Origin of the sequence: Klebsiella sp. P1927, from assembly GCF_018204675.1 — a bacterium.
GTDB classification, from domain to species: domain Bacteria; phylum Pseudomonadota; class Gammaproteobacteria; order Enterobacterales; family Enterobacteriaceae; genus Klebsiella; species Klebsiella pneumoniae.
In genome coordinates this window covers 5,398,218-5,413,782 of sequence record NZ_CP073377.1, presented here as the reverse complement: position 1 = coordinate 5,413,782, position 15,565 = coordinate 5,398,218, and the positions used below count along the sequence as shown (strand labels likewise).

Here is a 15,565-nt window from a genome sequence, read left to right as displayed (position 1 = left end):
CTACTTTTTCATCTGCGACAAAATGGTCCGACACTGGTTGCTATCGCCCTCCGCCGGGGAGATCAGCGCCAGCAGCGCGGCGGCCGGCGTCACCAGGGTTGCCAGCGCCGCCGCTACCGCGCCGCGGACAATCAGCGGCCCGGCCTTCACCCCCGCCTGCGGCGATTTAAAGGTGCCCCGGACATACAGCGGGGAACGCAGGGTGATCACCCGAAAGCCTTTGCTTTCCGGATCGATGGTCAGGTCCAGCTGCTCGGAGGCGAAGCTGGCGGTCCCGGTCACATTGATCAGCGCGTTTTCTGTATCGAAGGCAAAAATCTGCGGCCGGGCGACGCCGTTGGTTACGTCGATATTGGCCGCGGCGCAGTTCACCCGAACCTCCTCATCGCCAAAAATCTGGCCGATCAGGTAGTTACCGACGTTAAGACCGAGGATTTCCATCAGGTTGCGACTGATCAGTCCGTCGTTCATCAGCAGCTTCAGGTTACCGTTGCTGTTGCCGAGCAGGGCCGCCACCGAGTTGCCGCTGCCGCGCAGCTGGACGTCGCCATTCATCTCGCCGAGGGTTTTCTGCATCATCTCGACGTTTGGCATCAGCGCCTTCAGCTTCAGGCGTCGCGCCTGCAGATTGGCCTCACCCTGCAGCGGCTTTTTATCACCCTGCAGGTGTACGCTGCCGGCAATCGACCCGTTGGCCAGGCCAAAGCGCACCGGCTGCAGGCGCAGGTCACCATCCTCCAGAATCACATGGGTCGACAGATCGCTGATCGGCAGGGTGCCGCCGTGCTCAATTCTCCGGCCCTTAAAGCGCACATCGGCATCCATCACCTGCCACTTGTCGGTTTCAAAGCGGTCCGCCGGCAGCACTTTACCCGCCGGCTGCGGCCGGTCATCCGCCTGGCGCGCAGCGCTTTTCTTCGTCCCTTTGCCGGAATCGACGCCGATTAATGGCCCGAGGTCCGCCAGACGCAGCTGCTTCGACTCCATATCGCCGCTGAGTTTCGGCCGCGGCTTGCCGGTGGTGTAGGTCAGGGAGCCATGAATGTCGCTATCGCCGATTCGGCCGTTAAAATTCTGATAGTTAAAGCGCATGCGGTTTTTTTGCGTAAAGTCGGCGCGCAGGCGGCCGTCGGTGGAGAATGACGGCGTCTCCGGCAGCAGCACGCCGGTCAGGTCATAGAGATCGCGCAGCGAGTCGCCGGCGAATTTTAGCCGCAGGTCAATGCCGCCGACGTTGAGCGGGTCGCTGACCGTGCCGCTGAACGCTACCCGGGTGTTACCGGAGTGGAAGTCGCCCTGCAATGGGAAGGGGGCGCTTGCGCTGCGCAGGGCCAGCATGCCGCCGATTTTCCCGTTGCCGGTGACCGGCTGGCCCTTGTAGCGGCCCTTCAGCGACAGACCAAAGACATAGTCGCCTGGTTTCGCCGCGCTATGGCGATCCTTTGTGCCGGTCACTTCGCTGAACGGCAGCGGTTTGCCGAGGGGATCGACGAGGATGGTGATATCGCTGCGGGTGATCTTGTCGTCAATGGCGATAGTCCCGCGATCAAAGAGAATATTATCGAGGCGAAAGGACCAGCTGGAGGGCGCGCTGTCGTCCGAAGTACGCTTATCGCCCGCCAGCTGAAAGGTCCAGTTATTGTTGTCTTCCGCCAGGCGGATCAACCGTACGTCGGGCTGCTCCAGCTTGATCCACGGCAGGTACACCGTTTTGCTCAGCAGCGCCAGCGGGGCAAGGGTCGCCTCCACCCGCGGCAGATGGATCATGGTCACCTGGGGAATGGCCGGCGGGTTGCCCAGCACGATATCCTCCGCGTGTACGTGGGGCCACGGGATCCAGCTGCGCCAGCCGCGCTCGTCCGGCTGCCGCTCCCAGACCACGCCGAGATCGCCGCGGATGGCGAACGGGCGGTTAAGTTCGGCGGACACTTTCTGATTGATCGTCGGCTTCAGCCGGTTCCAGTCAAAGGTGGCCAGCACGATAAAGAAAAGAACGATCAGCAATAGTATCGTTCCTGTGATGATAACCAACGTTTTACGGGTTCTGCTCATCCCTACTCCGCTCCTTTTGCATCACGTCAGTCCTGAATATAGTCAAAAAGCGGCGTTTATCCTGGAAATGCGCTTTTCGTCACATTACGCGCGTCAGGTCAAAAAAATAATGGAACGATGTTTTAATATGATTGACCAGCAAAACAGCGCAGCGCACACTAGCGCTTATATCGATTCCATTGCAGGTTCTGGCTATGTCTAAAAAAATTGCCGTTATTGGCGAATGCATGATTGAGCTGTCAGAGAAAAACGGGGCCGTTAACCGCGGCTTTGGCGGCGATACCTTAAACACCTCGGTCTATATCGCGCGGCAGACGGATGCCAGCGCATTGAGCGTCCACTACGTCACCGCCCTGGGAACCGATGCGTTCAGCCAGCAGATGCTCGACAGCTGGCAACAGGAAAACGTCAACACCGATCTTATCCAGCGGATGGCCGACCGCCTGCCGGGGTTGTATTACATTGAAACCGATGACACCGGCGAGCGCACCTTCTACTACTGGCGCAACGAGGCGGCGGCAAAGTTCTGGCTGGAGAGCGATCGCGCGGCGGCGATTTGCGAAGAGCTGGCCACTTTCGACTATCTCTATCTGAGCGGCATCAGTCTCGCCATTCTCAGCCCGGCCAGCCGCGACAAGCTGTTCACGCTGCTGCGTGAGTGCCGCGCCAACGGCGGCAAGGTGATCTTCGACAACAACTATCGTCCGCGCCTGTGGGCCAGCCAGGCGGAAACGCAGCAGGTCTATCAGGAAATGCTCGCCTGCACCGATATCGCGTTTCTGACCCTCGATGATGAAGACGCGCTGTGGGGAGAAAAACCGGTTGCTGAGGTGATCGCCCGCACCCACGCCGCCGGCGTGGAAGAGGTGGTGGTGAAGCGCGGCGCGGATGCCTGCCTGGTCTCGGTTAGCGGGCAACCGCTGCGGGAAGTGCCGGCCGTCAGGCTGGCCAAAGAGAAGGTGGTGGATACCACCGCCGCCGGAGACTCCTTCAGCGCCGGCTACCTGGCCGTTCGCCTGACCGGCGGCGATGCCGAATCCGCCGCCAGACGCGGACACCTGACCGCCAGCACGGTGATCCAGTATCGCGGGGCGATCATCCCGCGGGAAGCGATGCCGCAGTAATTCTCCGCACAAAGCGCTCTCCGGCCGCCGCTGGCGCGCCGGAGAGGCGTTAGGTTACTGCCCCGGCGGGATGTCGCTGGCCTCGCTGTGGGCGTCAACCGTATCGGCGCTGCCGCTAGCCGCCGTGGCCGCCGGATTCGGCGCCATCAGTTTTTCCCAGGTGGCCTGCAGTTCCTTCATATTGTATTCCGGTTCGCCCTTCGGCTGTTGCAGCACCAGCGCCATGTCCTGCGAGAGCTGCTGGCGCAGATACTGGTTCAGCATGTCCACCGTCAGGGAGTTGAGGAACTCCTGACGCAGCTTCTGGTACTGCTCCGGCGCGATGTCCACCACCTGATTCTGCAGGGAGCGCATGCGCTGGCTCATCAGAATGTCGGTGTCAGTGCGCGCATAGGTGGCAAACAGCTTCTGCAGCTCGAGGCTTTTCTGAGCGATAAGCGCGTCAAACTCCTCCTGAGGCAGCCCGTTGTCCCGCACTTTCGCCAGCTCGCGCGAAACCACGCTCAGGTTGTTGTTCAGGCGCTCGCCCGGGGAATCGATGTTGATGGCGCACTGCGCGCGCTGATATAGCACCCGGCAGTCAAAGCCAAGGCCAATATCCTTCACGTTATTTTTGCCCAGACTCTGCTGCACGTGCCAGAACAGCGCTTCACGGGCGAGATCGTCACGCCAGTAGCGCTGCAGCGCCGCGGAGTCGCGGATCGGCTGCCATGGCGCATCCCACATGATGGACAGTTTGTCCTGACGCACCGCGTTGGTCATGATGCTGACCGGCACGGTAGGCAGCGGCGATAAGGTCGGCACCGCTGCGGGGGTTTCCCGCTTGCCCTTCAGATCGCCAAAGGTCTTATTGATTTGCTCGGCAACGCTGCGGCTGTCGACATTCCCCACCACGATCAGCGTCATGGCGTCGGGGGTGTACCATTTTTGATAAAAGTCTTTCAGCTGCGCCACATCGATCGGCTGCTTCAGCGGCGCGGCGGGGTCATGGCCCAGCATGGTGGACCCTTTCAGGCGATAGCGCCACCAACCCTCTTTGGTATCCAGTGGCCAGGTCGCCACCATGTCGCTGCCCTGCAGCGCATGATTGATCGATTCAGGCGTAATGGCCAGTTTACCGCTGGCGTCCGCCAGCCAGCTCAGCGCCTCTTTCAACAGATCGTTGCGGTTATTGGGCAGGCTGAGATTAAACATCGTGTAATCGTAGGAGACGATGGCCGGCGGCAGAGGACGCTTCGGGTCAATACTCTGCTGCCATAAAGAGCGCGCCTGCATCGTCGGCAGGCTGCCGCTTTGCGTCAACGCCAGGCGGGGAATAAAGCGGCTGAAACCGCTCTGCTGAGTGCTTTCGCTCAGCGAGCCAATATTGACGGACAAACGGACTTCGATACGGTCGCTGGGACGTTGCGGCGTGGCCAATACCTGCCACGATAAACCATTCGCTAAGGTCCCTTGTTGCCAGGCCGGATCAGGCTGGAGCGCTTCTGCCTGCACATAACCGGCCGCCGCTACCATCAGCAAACCGCCCGTTAAGAGTTTAATTGTTGTGCCCTGCATGTGAACCCCTGATGAACATTCCTGGTTACAACAGCACCCCACTGACGGGCTGCCGAAAAAAGTGAGAGTGAAATACGTCGGTTAGACCACACGGAGACGAAAATGTCGCATGACAACGTAAAATAATCATTTCGTGTCATTCCCGCCGGGCGGGAATGACCTCTAATTATGCGCAGGAGGCCGTACTCCAGCAAGGGAGTACGGGCCTAAGAGGAGGATTTAAGAGGATAATTCGTGCGTTTTGTTCGCCGGAACACGGTTATTCAGAACGTCATCCATCTGTTTGGCATCCAGTTCTTTCACCCATTTCGCCACCACCACCGTGGCAACGCCGTTACCCACCAGGTTAGTCAGCGCGCGGGCTTCGGACATAAAGCGGTCGATACCGAGGATCAGCGCCAGGCCAGCCACCGGTAAATGCCCGACGGCCGAGATGGTCGCCGCCAGCACGATGAAGCCGCTGCCGGTCACCCCTGCCGCCCCTTTCGAGGAGAGCAGCAGCACCACCAGCAGGGTGATCTGATGGAAAATATCCATATGGCTGTTGGTCGCCTGGGCGATAAAGACTGCGGCCATCGTCAGATAGATAGAGGTGCCATCGAGGTTGAACGAATAGCCGGTCGGGATCACCAAGCCCACCACCGATTTGCGGCAGCCCAGCTTCTCCATCTTGTCGAGCATTCTCGGCAGCGCCGATTCTGATGAGGAGGTCCCCAGCACAATCAGCAGCTCTTCCCGGATATAGCGGATAAATTTGAAGATGCTGAAGCCGGTGGCCCGGGCGATGCTCCCCAGCACCACCACCACGAACAGGATACAAGTGATATAGAAGCAGATAATCAGCTGCCCCAGCTGCACCAGGGTGCCGACGCCATATTTACCGATGGTAAAGGCCATGGCTCCGAAGGCGCCGATCGGCGCCAGGCGCATGATCATATTGATAATGCCGAAGATAACCTGGGAGAAGCTTTCAATGACGTTGAAGATCAGCTGGCCCTTGCTGCCCAGACGGTGCAGGGCAAAACCAAACAGGACGGCGAACAGCAGAACCTGCAGAATGTTGCCGCTGGCGAAGGCGCCAATGACGCTGCCCGGGATCACATCCAGTAAAAAGGCCACTACCCCTTGATCTTTAGCCTGCTCAGCGTACACCGCCACCGCTTTCGCATCGAGCGTCGACGGGTCGACGTTCATCCCGGCGCCCGGCTGCACCACGTTGACGATAATCAGACCGATAATCAGCGCGATGGTGCTGACAACTTCGAAATAGAGCAACGCCACCGCCCCGGTACGGCCAACGGCTTTCATGCTTTCCATCCCGGCGATCCCCGTCACGACGGTACAGAAGATAACCGGAGCAATCACCATTTTAATCAGCTTAACGAAGGCGTCGCCAAAGGGTTTCATTTGCGCGCCCAGTTCCGGGTAAAAATGGCCCAGCAGAATACCGATCGCTATGGCCGTCAGCACCTGGACATAGAGGCTTTTAAAGATAGAGGTTTTCATAGGGTGTCCTTTGGGAATAACCACAGAGCAAGAAGGGATATTTGACGTCTGTGGCTTAAAAATAACACCCTGGAAACATTTCAGAAATAACTAACGCCGAAAGTGCAACGCAATTGTTAAAATCTTTGAGCTGACTCGCACAAGTCAACAAAACATTTACAAATTTTCATCCTCCCGAACCGGGGAGAGATAGCGCGCGCTGAATGCCTCCTGCGGCAAAGCGCAACCGAACAGATGGCCCTGGAGCACCTCGACGCCGGCGGCTTGCAACCAGCGGCGCTGGGCGTCGTTCTCCACCCCTTCCGCCACGATACGCAGCGACAGGCCGCGCGCGAGCTGGATCATCGCCGGCACCATGCTGACATCCTCCGGCAGCATATCGATGAATACCTTATCAATTTTCAGAATATCCACCGGCAGGGCCTTCATCTGCTGTAGCTGGTGCAACCCGGCATAACCCATGCCAAAATCATCCAGCGCAATCTGCACCCCGGCCTCGCGCAGCGGGCGCAACCGGGCCATCACATCCTGCGGATCGTCCATCCGGCAGCTCTCCGTCACCTCGAGGATGAGGGTACCCGGGGCGATGCGGTAGCGGGCGATCAGCTTCAGCATCTCCTCGCCGCGGTCATGCTCCAGCAGCTGGAGCAGCGAAACATTAACCGACAGCGGCAGCATAATCCCCTGGCTTTGCCAGGCCGCCAGCTGGCGGCAGGCCTCTTCCATTACCCAGTAGCCGACCGGGATAATCAGCCCGCAGGACTCAATGCGCTCAATCAGCGCCGGCGGTAGCGACCAGCTGCCATCCGCCTGCCGCTGGCGCAGCAGTACCTCGGCGCCGCAGATCTCGCCGCTGGCGCAGGCCACCTGCGGCTGCAGCCAGATCGCGAACTGCTGGTTATCGAGCGCGGTCATAATGTCGTGCTCTTCCATCAGGCGGCGCTGAGCCTTTTCCATCTGCTCGGGATCGAAGAACTCGATCTGGTTTTTGCCTTTACGTCGTGCGGTGACGGCGGCCGACACCGCGCGCCGGTAAAACTGCTCGGCGCTGAGCCCGGCGTGGAACATGGCGATCCCGACGCTGGCGTAGGGCCGCAGCTGCAGCCCATGCAGCGGTAAACGCTCATTAATAATAGTGAGCACTTGCTTACTTAACGTCACCGCCTGCCACGGTTCGGCAAGGCCATCGGCGAGAATCGCGAAGTCATACCCGCTCACCTGAGCCAGCACCATCTGCGGCGGGATCGCGGCCCGCAGCTTCTCCACCAGCGTCAGGAGCAGCATTTCGCGCTGACTCTCCTTGAGGACCCCGGCGGCGTCCTGCAGGGTTTCACAGGCGACGACGATCAGCGCGGCGCTCTGCGGGCGGGCCACCGTCTGCTCCAGCATCGCCAGCAAAAAGGCTTTATTCGGCAGCTCGGAGACCGGGAAGCGGGTCGACTGGATGGACAGCTCATCATGCTGGCGGACCAGGCTCTGCTGGTTGCGGTTATAGCTGCGCACCAGCATACCGATCTCGTCGTCATGGTGCAGGCGCGGGAGGGTCAGCTGATGGCCAAGACGCTCCTGCTGGGAGAGATCGTTCAGCTCGCGGGCGATACGCCGCAGAGGGCGAACCATCAGCCGGTTGATGCACCAGGTGAGCGCCACCGTCAGCATCAGCACCAGAAGTAAGTAAGCAGTCACTAACGTGGCAAGGGCGCTCATGACGAATTTATACATGCGATAGGAGTCGGCCTGCAGCACCAGATAGGCCAGCGGCTGCGGGTTGGCCGGCCGCTCCAGCGAATAAATGGGCAGCGAAATCTGCACCGGCAGCTCAAACAGCCGGGTGACGGTTACCGGCACCGGCCGCTCGGGGATAAATCGCATCCGCAGCGCCTGGAACTGGTTCGGCAATACCACATCCGCCCGGCTGACGATGCCAGCAGGCTGGATACGGCTTAAAATGGCTTCCGCTTCCGGAATATCGGCTTTCAGAATAGCCGCAGACAGCGGTTCGCGAACGGATCGCGCGATACTTTCTAACTGCGTGGCCGTGGTAAAGCGACTCTGTTGCACAAAGTGAAACAGCAAAATAGTGCAAAAAACCAATACAAAGGCCATGGACACGCTCGCGACCATCGCCATCTGTTTGATTGTAAGTGAACGGCTGACGCGCAACGGTGTTCTCCACTGATACTGAATACATACCCGGTATCAATCCTTCAATCCCGGTCGTTTCAGGCTGATTATATACTTAAATCCTTCGCCCACGCCCGCGAGGGATGAAGTGACGGGATATTTCCGCGCGGTGGCGCGGACGCCGGGATACATCCCCGACGGCCAACGGTGGGCAACGCCTCACGAGTATACGCGAAGCGCGTCGCGGAGTGGCGCTCTGTAACGTAATTCAGCCTATTCTGCTACCAGTCGGCGTAGGGCACCAGCGGCTGGGGCGGCATATCCAGATCCCCCTGCCAGCCGGCCGCCGAGTAGCGGACGTAAAGCAGCGCATGGCTCGGGGTGTAATCCTTCGCCTGCTGAATATCGACCGCGGCGCCGACGAACCAGTTGCTGGTCACCCGCCGCTCCACCAGCGCTCTGGCGGTGTAACCGAATCCATGGCTGCTGCTTCCCTCCTCCGTCAGCTCGCTGGCGCGCTGCCGGTAGTCGGACGGGATCAGGTTCAGCAGCGGATAGCGGGCTTGCGTCTGGGTGCGCGAATGGGACCATGACACCGACCCGCCGAGCTCCCAGGACCAGTTCTCGGTGCGCTGACGCCAGGTCACCGGCACGGCGAACGAGAGATACTCCTGTGGGCTGTAATAGCCGCCCTGGCCGAGGGTGTAGCCGCTGAGATCTTTGTCGTAGTGCCAGATCATATTGTTGAGGCCGACGGTGACGCGACGATTATTCTCGTTGATGACCTTGTAGTAGTACCCGGTCATCCAGCGCACGCGCCAGTTATCCGCCACGTTTTTACCGGTCAGCGAGTCGGCGCCCAGCGAGGACCAGATGCCGTGAGCCTCCCCGCGATCGTAGCTCAGGCTCAGGCCGCCGCCGTCGGCGCGGACGCCGCCCCAGGTGGCGCCGGTATGGCTGCTGCTGTCCTTCTGCCCGCCAAAGGAGAGCAGCGAGCTGGAGATAGGCCGCCGGTGGACGTTGACCGTGTACCCCACCGGCCCGACGTCGCTGCTGTAGCTCAGCCCCCCCACCACATCGACGACATTGAAGCCCATCGGCGTGGTGCCGATATCCCCGCTCCAGGTGTCATTCTTCCAGCCGACCGCCACGCTGGCCCCGCTGTCGGTCTGATTTTTACTGCCGCTGGTACAGGCGATCTCCCCGCAGGTGCCCCAGCTGGGCGAGTAGCTCCCGTCGCTGTGGGTGGAAAAGCTGCCGGCATCCATATTGACCAGATCGGTGCGAAAGAACATCCGGCCATCCGCCAGCGGAGCATCCACCTGCAGCATGGTGGTATGCGCCTTCAGGTCGGAATAGCCGCCGGTGCCGCTGGAACCCCAGAAGTCATGTTCCAGGGTGACGTTCAGATCCTGCTGACGATAAAGGTCGGCGGCATCGCTGCGGATCCCACGCTTCAGCCAGTCATCATGGCTGTCGTTGCGCGTCAGCCGCGTAAAAGTATCGTTATCCTGCGGCTGCGCGGGGGTAATGCCGGAGGCCACCATCGCTTCCCGGTAGTGCGTCAGCGCCTGCTGCGGCGCCCCGCTCTGGGTGGCAAAGCGCGCAGCATCGCGCAGCACCAGCGCGCTCTCCATCGAGGGCGGCTGCGCCTTCGCCTGCGGCACAATCTGATTAAAAATCCGTTGCGCGTCAGCGGTATCGCCAAGGCCAGCTCGCGCCAGCGCCACCCGCCGCTGCATGTTCATGGATTCGGTCTCTGCGCCTTTCAGCTGCATGACCTGCGCCCGGGCGGCCGGTTTATCGCCCTCGGCCAGGTAGACTTCCGCAAGGCCGAGGCGCGCATCGCCGTTGTCGGCCTCCTGACGCAGCACCCGCTGATAGTCGGCAATCGCCGTCTGGCTGTCGCCGCGCTGCTGCGCCCAGTCGGCCAGCGTCAGATCATAGCGCACCGAGGCGGGTTGCCGTTTGATGAGGGCGATCGCCTGCGCTTCGTCGCCGCTGTCGCGCAGCTGGTTGGCCTGGCGCAGCACCCGGTCGCTTTGCAGGCGCGCTTCGAGTTCACGAATGTTATCCGTCCACGCGCTGCGCGGCAGAGCGGCGATTTGCGCCAGAGCCAGATCGTCCTGGTCGTTCCCCGACAGGTAGAGTCCCGAGGCGTAGACCCGTTCGGCGTCCTGCGGCTGGCGGTTGACCATCGTCCGCATCAGCGCGTCGGCCTCCTGGCGTTCGCCAGCGCTGACCAGATCCCGCGCCAGACGGTAGGTTATCCAGACGCTGTCCGGATCCAGCGCCAGGCGCCGACGCTGAACTTCCGCCGCCTGCGCCCAGTTGCCCTGGCTCTCCAGAGCCTGCGCCTGTTTCTCCAGCCGGTCGTTAGTCAGGCTGCGCTCAATATCATCGATACTGCGCCGCTGAGCGGGAGGGAGGCCGGCGATCCAGGCGCTGGCTTTCTCCGGCGATTCGGCGCGATAGAGGTTGGCCAGGCCGCGCACCGCCAGGTTATTGCCGCGATCCAGGCGCAACGCCTGCTGGTAATAGCGCTCCGCCGCCGCCTCTTTGCGCGCCGCCGCGACATCCCCCAGCCCCAGCACGGCATAGCTGTCGGTGCGATCGACCCGCTGCGCCTGGGCATAATAGTTCTGCGCCTGCGAAAGCTGGCCGGCTTTCAGGGCGTTATCCCCCTGCTTTATCAGCAGCCAGTAGCGGTTAGTTTGCAGCAGGCTGTCCCACTTGCCGCGGTTCGGGCTGTCAGGGTCCATGGCAATCGCTTTACTGAGCTGCGCCACTGCCCGCGCGCGGTCGCCGCGCTGGGAATAGGCCTGGCCGAGAGCGCCCACCGCGTCGCTGTCGCGGCTGTCGGCCTGAACGGCTTTCTGCAGATCCGCGACCGCCTGCGTGGTATTCCCGGACTTGACCGCCGCCAGCCCTTCCGAGCGGGCGCGGAAAGTCGGATCCTGCAGCTGCGCCTGCTGTTGGTCGAGCAGAACGCGGGCGTTCGCCGCCACCGAGCCGGTGGGAAACTGCAGAAGAAATTGCTGCAACGCCTGCACGCTGGCCTTGCTCACCGGCATGCTTTTCACCTCACTGAACCACATATCGGCGGCGATACCGCGTCCCGAGGCCGATCGGGCCATCTCCGCCAGATAGGCGAACCCCTCCTGCAGTTTGTTATCGGCGAACATCTGCTTCGCCAGCGAAGTCAGCAGGCTGACGTTGCCCGGCGCGCTGGCGTTCAGTTTTTTCAACTGGCTGACGCCTTCGCTATGGCGGGACGGCAGGCGCGCCACCAGCGTCCAGTATTCAATGGCGACGTCAACGTCATCCGGCACCCCGCCGTACAGTTTTTCATAGGCGGCGATGGCTTCATCGACCTTCCCGGCCACGCCCAGCAGTCGCGCCTGCTGCAGCGCCTGGCGGCCCTCGCCGGTGTTGCTTTTCATCTCATTGCGCGACGCCTTCAGCTCCGGGGAGTCCGGCGCCAGCTTCGTCAGTCGTTCCAGCTCTTTTTGCGCCCCGGCGGCATCCCCCTGACGCAGCAGATAGCGCATCCGCGCGGCAATCAGCTCCGGGTTGTTGGGATCAATCAGCTCCAGACGGTACAGCGACTGGCGCACCAGGTCTTCACGATTGCTGGCCTCGCCGAGGCGGACCTGCTCCAGCAGATGCTCCTGGGCAGGCGTCGTCGCCGCCTGCGCTAACGGCAGCAGCGCAACGCCGAGGGACAGCGTGAGTAAACTTAGTGAGAGCTTGCGCATTCCTGGTTCCAGTCAGGTTGTAATTCACCACTCGCCGTGAAACGAAAACGGTGTTGATCCCAACCCTGGCCGAACAGCGTCAGAACTGCGCTGTAGTAGGCATCCGCGCCGGGATAGTTATCGGCGACGCGCTGGCGTTGCACCGACCGGGCCTCGTCGTCCTGTAAAAACGGCAGCATTGCCGCGGAGAAGCCCACTGGCCCCTGACCGCTGGTTTTGCCGGTGGCGATATTCACTTTCTCCGGGGGTACTCCCTGCTCCGTGGTCTGCGCCGCCATCGGCGCGAAGCGTTGCAGCAGACGCGCTTTCTGCTTATCGCCATCATGGAGCATGCCCACCCACAAGTAGACGCGAATCGCGTCATAGCTGCCGATCGGCGGCTTTTCGGTTTTCAGCTGCCAGCCTTTCCCTTTCTCATAGCGCACCCAGTCCGGGGTAAAGCCTTTCGGCGCGGTCTCCAGCAGCAGGCGCAGGTTACTGTCGCGCAGAGCGGGCCACGGCGCGCCAAAACGCACAAAGTAGGTGGCCAGCTGCGGCGGAAGATAGCTGGGGTTAAACCGCCAGCCGCTGTCATCGGCAAAACCGACTTTTCCCGGCAGCAGCATCGTGCCGAGGCCCGGCACCGCCACCGTCTCTTCAGCGACAATCCGCGCCAGCAGGGCTTTTCCGGTCTCGGTGTACTGCGGCTGTTGCCACAGGCGGCCCGCCTCCAGCAGCGCCCAGGCTATCCACAGATCCGAGTCGGACGCCGAGTTGCTGTCCAGCAGGGTCCACTGCTCATCGTCCTTTTTGCCCCACAGCCAGCCCGGCAAATGTTGTTTCAGATCGCCTTCCGCCAGGTTGTTCTGCGTCCAGGTCAGCAGTTTGTCGAACCCTGCGCGATCGTTGGCCGCCAGGGCGAAAAACAGGCCATAGCTCTGTCCTTCCGAGGTGGAGATTTTGCGCGCATCGCTGGGGTCAATCACCCGTCCCTCGGGGCTGACGTACGCTTGTTTAAACTGCTCCCAGGCGGGCCACTGGCAGGCGGCGCCCACCTGGCCCGCCGCCAGCAGCAGCGCCGAGAGCACCGCGCCACAAAGAACTTTCATCATGGTTTACTCATCATCCAGGCTAAGACGGCGGCGGCTGATGATGCGCAGCATGCGCCACAGCACCCATGCCAGCAGCACAATGCTGATGGCAGCGAAGATCGCCAGCAGTATCGGGTGGTTAGAGAGCGCGAACCAGATGCGCTCGAACCAGGGCAGATGACCCACGTAGTAAATATCCCCCACCCGCAGACTGTTGACGCCGGATTCGCGGATCACCGCCACCGAGCCAAACATCGCTGCCCGCTTACCGCTGTCGTTGAGGGCGTTGGTCAGCAGTTCATTACCGCGCGGGCTGTCGGCCAGCAGGGCCACCACGCTGCGCTGATCGTTATACGGCGACTGGAAGCCAATCACCGCCGCCATCGGCCCGGAAGAGGTAATGTCGGTGCGGGTATTGGGCGTGCGGGCCTCATCGTCGGGATAAATGCTCGCCAGGTCATAGTGGCGCATCGGCATTTTCACCCAGCTTTTGGTCGCCTCGACCAGCAGGTTGATTTTGGTGTCGTCCTTGAGCGACGACGGGATCGCGCCGATCAGCAGCAGATCCGCGTCTTTATTCTTGATCTGGTTGCCATCGTCGGTCATTTGCAGATTAATCGCCGCCAGACCGGTCTGCGAACCGATGCCCCCCAGCGCCTGCAGCAGCGTCGCCACCTGGCCCTGGGTCGGCGCCTTCGGCACCACCACCAGCGTGTCGGAAAGGTCCGCCATACGGCTGTAAGGGAAGCCCGCATTGGCGAAGACGCGCAGGTCCGGCAGGGCGATAAAGTGATAATACTTCGAGAAGTCGATGGTCGAATCGTCGCCAATCACCACATGGTTCTGCACCGGCTGGAAGGTAATACAGTTGTCGATGGAGCCGCCGGGCATCGGGTTCATATACTGGAAGTCAAAGCGCAGCTGGTTGACCGCCCCAAGACGCAGCGCGGGGATGGTGACCTCCGATTTGCCGTCCAGCAGCCCCTGCAGCACCGGCAGGCGCAGGATCAGTTTGTTCACGTCCTGGGAGCTGTTAAGGCTGAACGACTGCAGGAACTGGTCGTTGAGGCTGATATCCATCCGCGAGCTGTCCTTCACCGGCGGCATGGTGTAGCGGTATTTCAGATCCATATCGATGCCGTTGGCCCGCAGCAGATAGAGATCCGGCGGCAGGTTAAGCGCCACGGTGATGGCATCCGGCACCAGGCCGCTGGACTGCAGCTGTTGCTCATAGGTTTTCAGCTCAGCGAAGGTGACCGAGCGGTCGGTGCGCACCCAGTTCGGCGCGTCGTAAGGCTGACGCGGCTGCAGGGTTTTGATGCCGTCCACGGTGACGCTGCTGCCGCGGAACAGAATATTGCCCTGAGCAATCCCCTTCGCCGCCAGCAGCAGGTCGTTATCATCGCGGCCGAAAATCACCAGCAGCTTGACGTAGGGATCGTTCGGGTTGTCGATCATTTCGATGGTCGGCGCCTTGACCGGCGGATGATCGCGCAGGAAGTCCGGACGCTTGTCGTTGGTGGCGAAGACAATGGCGTTACGATCCGGCAGTTCATTGAAATAGACCGGGAACTGCTGGCCGCGCCAGCCGGCCTTGCTGCCGAACCAGGAGGCGACTATCGCCGCCGCCTGCTGCTGGGTGACCGCTGGCGAGCCCGGGAAAATCATCGGCAGCTTCAGCGGGCGGTTATCGCGCGGATCGTAGAACGGCACCGGGAAGTGTGACAGATCGTTATTTACCTTCAGCGACTGGTAGGTGAGATCCAGATAGCTTTCGCGTCCGACGTCCAGCCACAGCGTACTGCTGGCCGGGTTTTCGCAGACGTCGCGGTAGTGGCCGACAAACTCCAGCCGTACGCGGTTGAAGTCGGTGATGTACAGCGGGTCAATCGGCAGCTGCGCGCGGATCTTTTTCCCCAGCTGCTCTTTAGTGACGGGCAGGACGCCCATCAGCTCATCGTTAAGATAGACCTTCAACTGCGACTGCACGGGCAGCAGCGAGGGCGATGGGGTGTATTCCAGATTGAGCAGCGCGTTGGCGACCAGCTCATCGCTGCGCATGCCGAATTCGACCGACGCGTCAGGCCGTGAGCCGCGCAGCACGATGCTGCCGGGCGGCGGCGCGATGGTGGCAAAGCTCAGCTTCACCTCCCGCTGCGGCACGTTCTCGGCCACCGCCGCCGGAGCGGTCGGTTCGGCGAGGGTCGCCGTCGGCTCGCCCACCACGATCGGCGCAGCCGGGGTCGCGGCCTGCGGCTGAACGCCAGGGGCAGCGTTCGCCACCGCGGCCGGCGCCGCGTAAGAGGCCAGTGGATACCAGCTGCACATGCCCACCGCTACTGCACACATCCAGGAAAGTTTTCTTTTCATCGCA

Annotated in this window: 8 protein-coding genes; 1 reads left to right on the top strand and 7 read right to left on the bottom strand. The window is 61.5% G+C overall.

The window, feature by feature from the left end:
- The gene (locus tag KB892_RS26840; protein ID WP_004199334.1) at positions 1–2,052 is read right to left on the bottom strand and encodes an AsmA family protein; all 2,052 of its coding nucleotides are present in this window, start codon (positions 2,050–2,052) and stop codon (positions 1–3) included.
- A gap of 194 nt (positions 2,053–2,246) precedes the next feature.
- Here KB892_RS26840 and KB892_RS26835 point away from each other — a divergent pair, with 194 nt between their 5' ends.
- Positions 2,247–3,176, top strand: a complete 930-nt coding sequence (locus KB892_RS26835; protein ID WP_002921434.1) for a 2-dehydro-3-deoxygluconokinase — start codon at positions 2,247–2,249, stop codon at positions 3,174–3,176.
- Positions 3,177–3,230: 54 nt separating this feature from the next.
- Here KB892_RS26835 and KB892_RS26830 read toward each other — a convergent pair whose 3' ends face one another.
- The 6 genes from KB892_RS26830 to bcsB form a co-directional block, all read right to left on the bottom strand.
- Positions 3,231–4,733, bottom strand: coding sequence for a M16 family metallopeptidase (locus KB892_RS26830; RefSeq protein WP_062954951.1), 1,503 nt, complete (start codon positions 4,731–4,733; stop codon positions 3,231–3,233).
- Between the two features lie 219 nt (positions 4,734–4,952).
- Complete coding sequence (locus KB892_RS26825; protein WP_002921438.1) at positions 4,953–6,239, bottom strand: dicarboxylate/amino acid:cation symporter; 1,287 nt, start codon at positions 6,237–6,239, stop codon at positions 4,953–4,955.
- A gap of 156 nt (positions 6,240–6,395) precedes the next feature.
- On the bottom strand, positions 6,396–8,402 hold the full coding sequence (gene hmsP / locus KB892_RS26820) for a biofilm formation regulator HmsP (RefSeq protein WP_004151429.1): 2,007 nt from the start codon (positions 8,400–8,402) through the stop codon (positions 6,396–6,398).
- A 242-nt stretch (positions 8,403–8,644) separates the two neighbouring features.
- On the bottom strand, positions 8,645–12,121 hold the full coding sequence (gene bcsC / locus KB892_RS26815; RefSeq protein ID WP_004200680.1) for a cellulose synthase complex outer membrane protein BcsC: 3,477 nt from the start codon (positions 12,119–12,121) through the stop codon (positions 8,645–8,647).
- On the bottom strand, positions 12,103–13,212 hold the full coding sequence (bcsZ, locus tag KB892_RS26810; RefSeq protein ID WP_004151431.1) for a cellulose synthase complex periplasmic endoglucanase BcsZ: 1,110 nt from the start codon (positions 13,210–13,212) through the stop codon (positions 12,103–12,105). The genes bcsC and bcsZ overlap by 19 nt, the downstream gene beginning before the upstream one ends.
- Positions 13,213–13,215: 3 nt before the next feature.
- On the bottom strand, positions 13,216–15,561 hold the full coding sequence (gene bcsB, locus KB892_RS26805) for a cellulose biosynthesis cyclic di-GMP-binding regulatory protein BcsB (protein WP_009484214.1): 2,346 nt from the start codon (positions 15,559–15,561) through the stop codon (positions 13,216–13,218).
- Positions 15,562–15,565 lie beyond the last annotated feature (4 nt).

Coding starts and splice junctions, on each gene's coding strand:
- KB892_RS26840 (WP_004199334.1), bottom strand. CDS start 2,052: ATGAGCAGAACCCGTAAAACGTTGGTTATCATCACAGGAACGATACTA.
- KB892_RS26835 (WP_002921434.1), top strand. CDS start 2,247: ATGTCTAAAAAAATTGCCGTTATTGGCGAATGCATGATTGAGCTGTCA.
- KB892_RS26830 (WP_062954951.1), bottom strand. CDS start 4,733: ATGCAGGGCACAACAATTAAACTCTTAACGGGCGGTTTGCTGATGGTA.
- KB892_RS26825 (WP_002921438.1), bottom strand. CDS start 6,239: ATGAAAACCTCTATCTTTAAAAGCCTCTATGTCCAGGTGCTGACGGCC.
- bcsC (WP_004200680.1), bottom strand. CDS start 12,121: ATGCGCAAGCTCTCACTAAGTTTACTCACGCTGTCCCTCGGCGTTGCG.
- bcsZ (WP_004151431.1), bottom strand. CDS start 13,212: ATGATGAAAGTTCTTTGTGGCGCGGTGCTCTCGGCGCTGCTGCTGGCG.
- bcsB (WP_009484214.1), bottom strand. CDS start 15,561: ATGAAAAGAAAACTTTCCTGGATGTGTGCAGTAGCGGTGGGCATGTGC.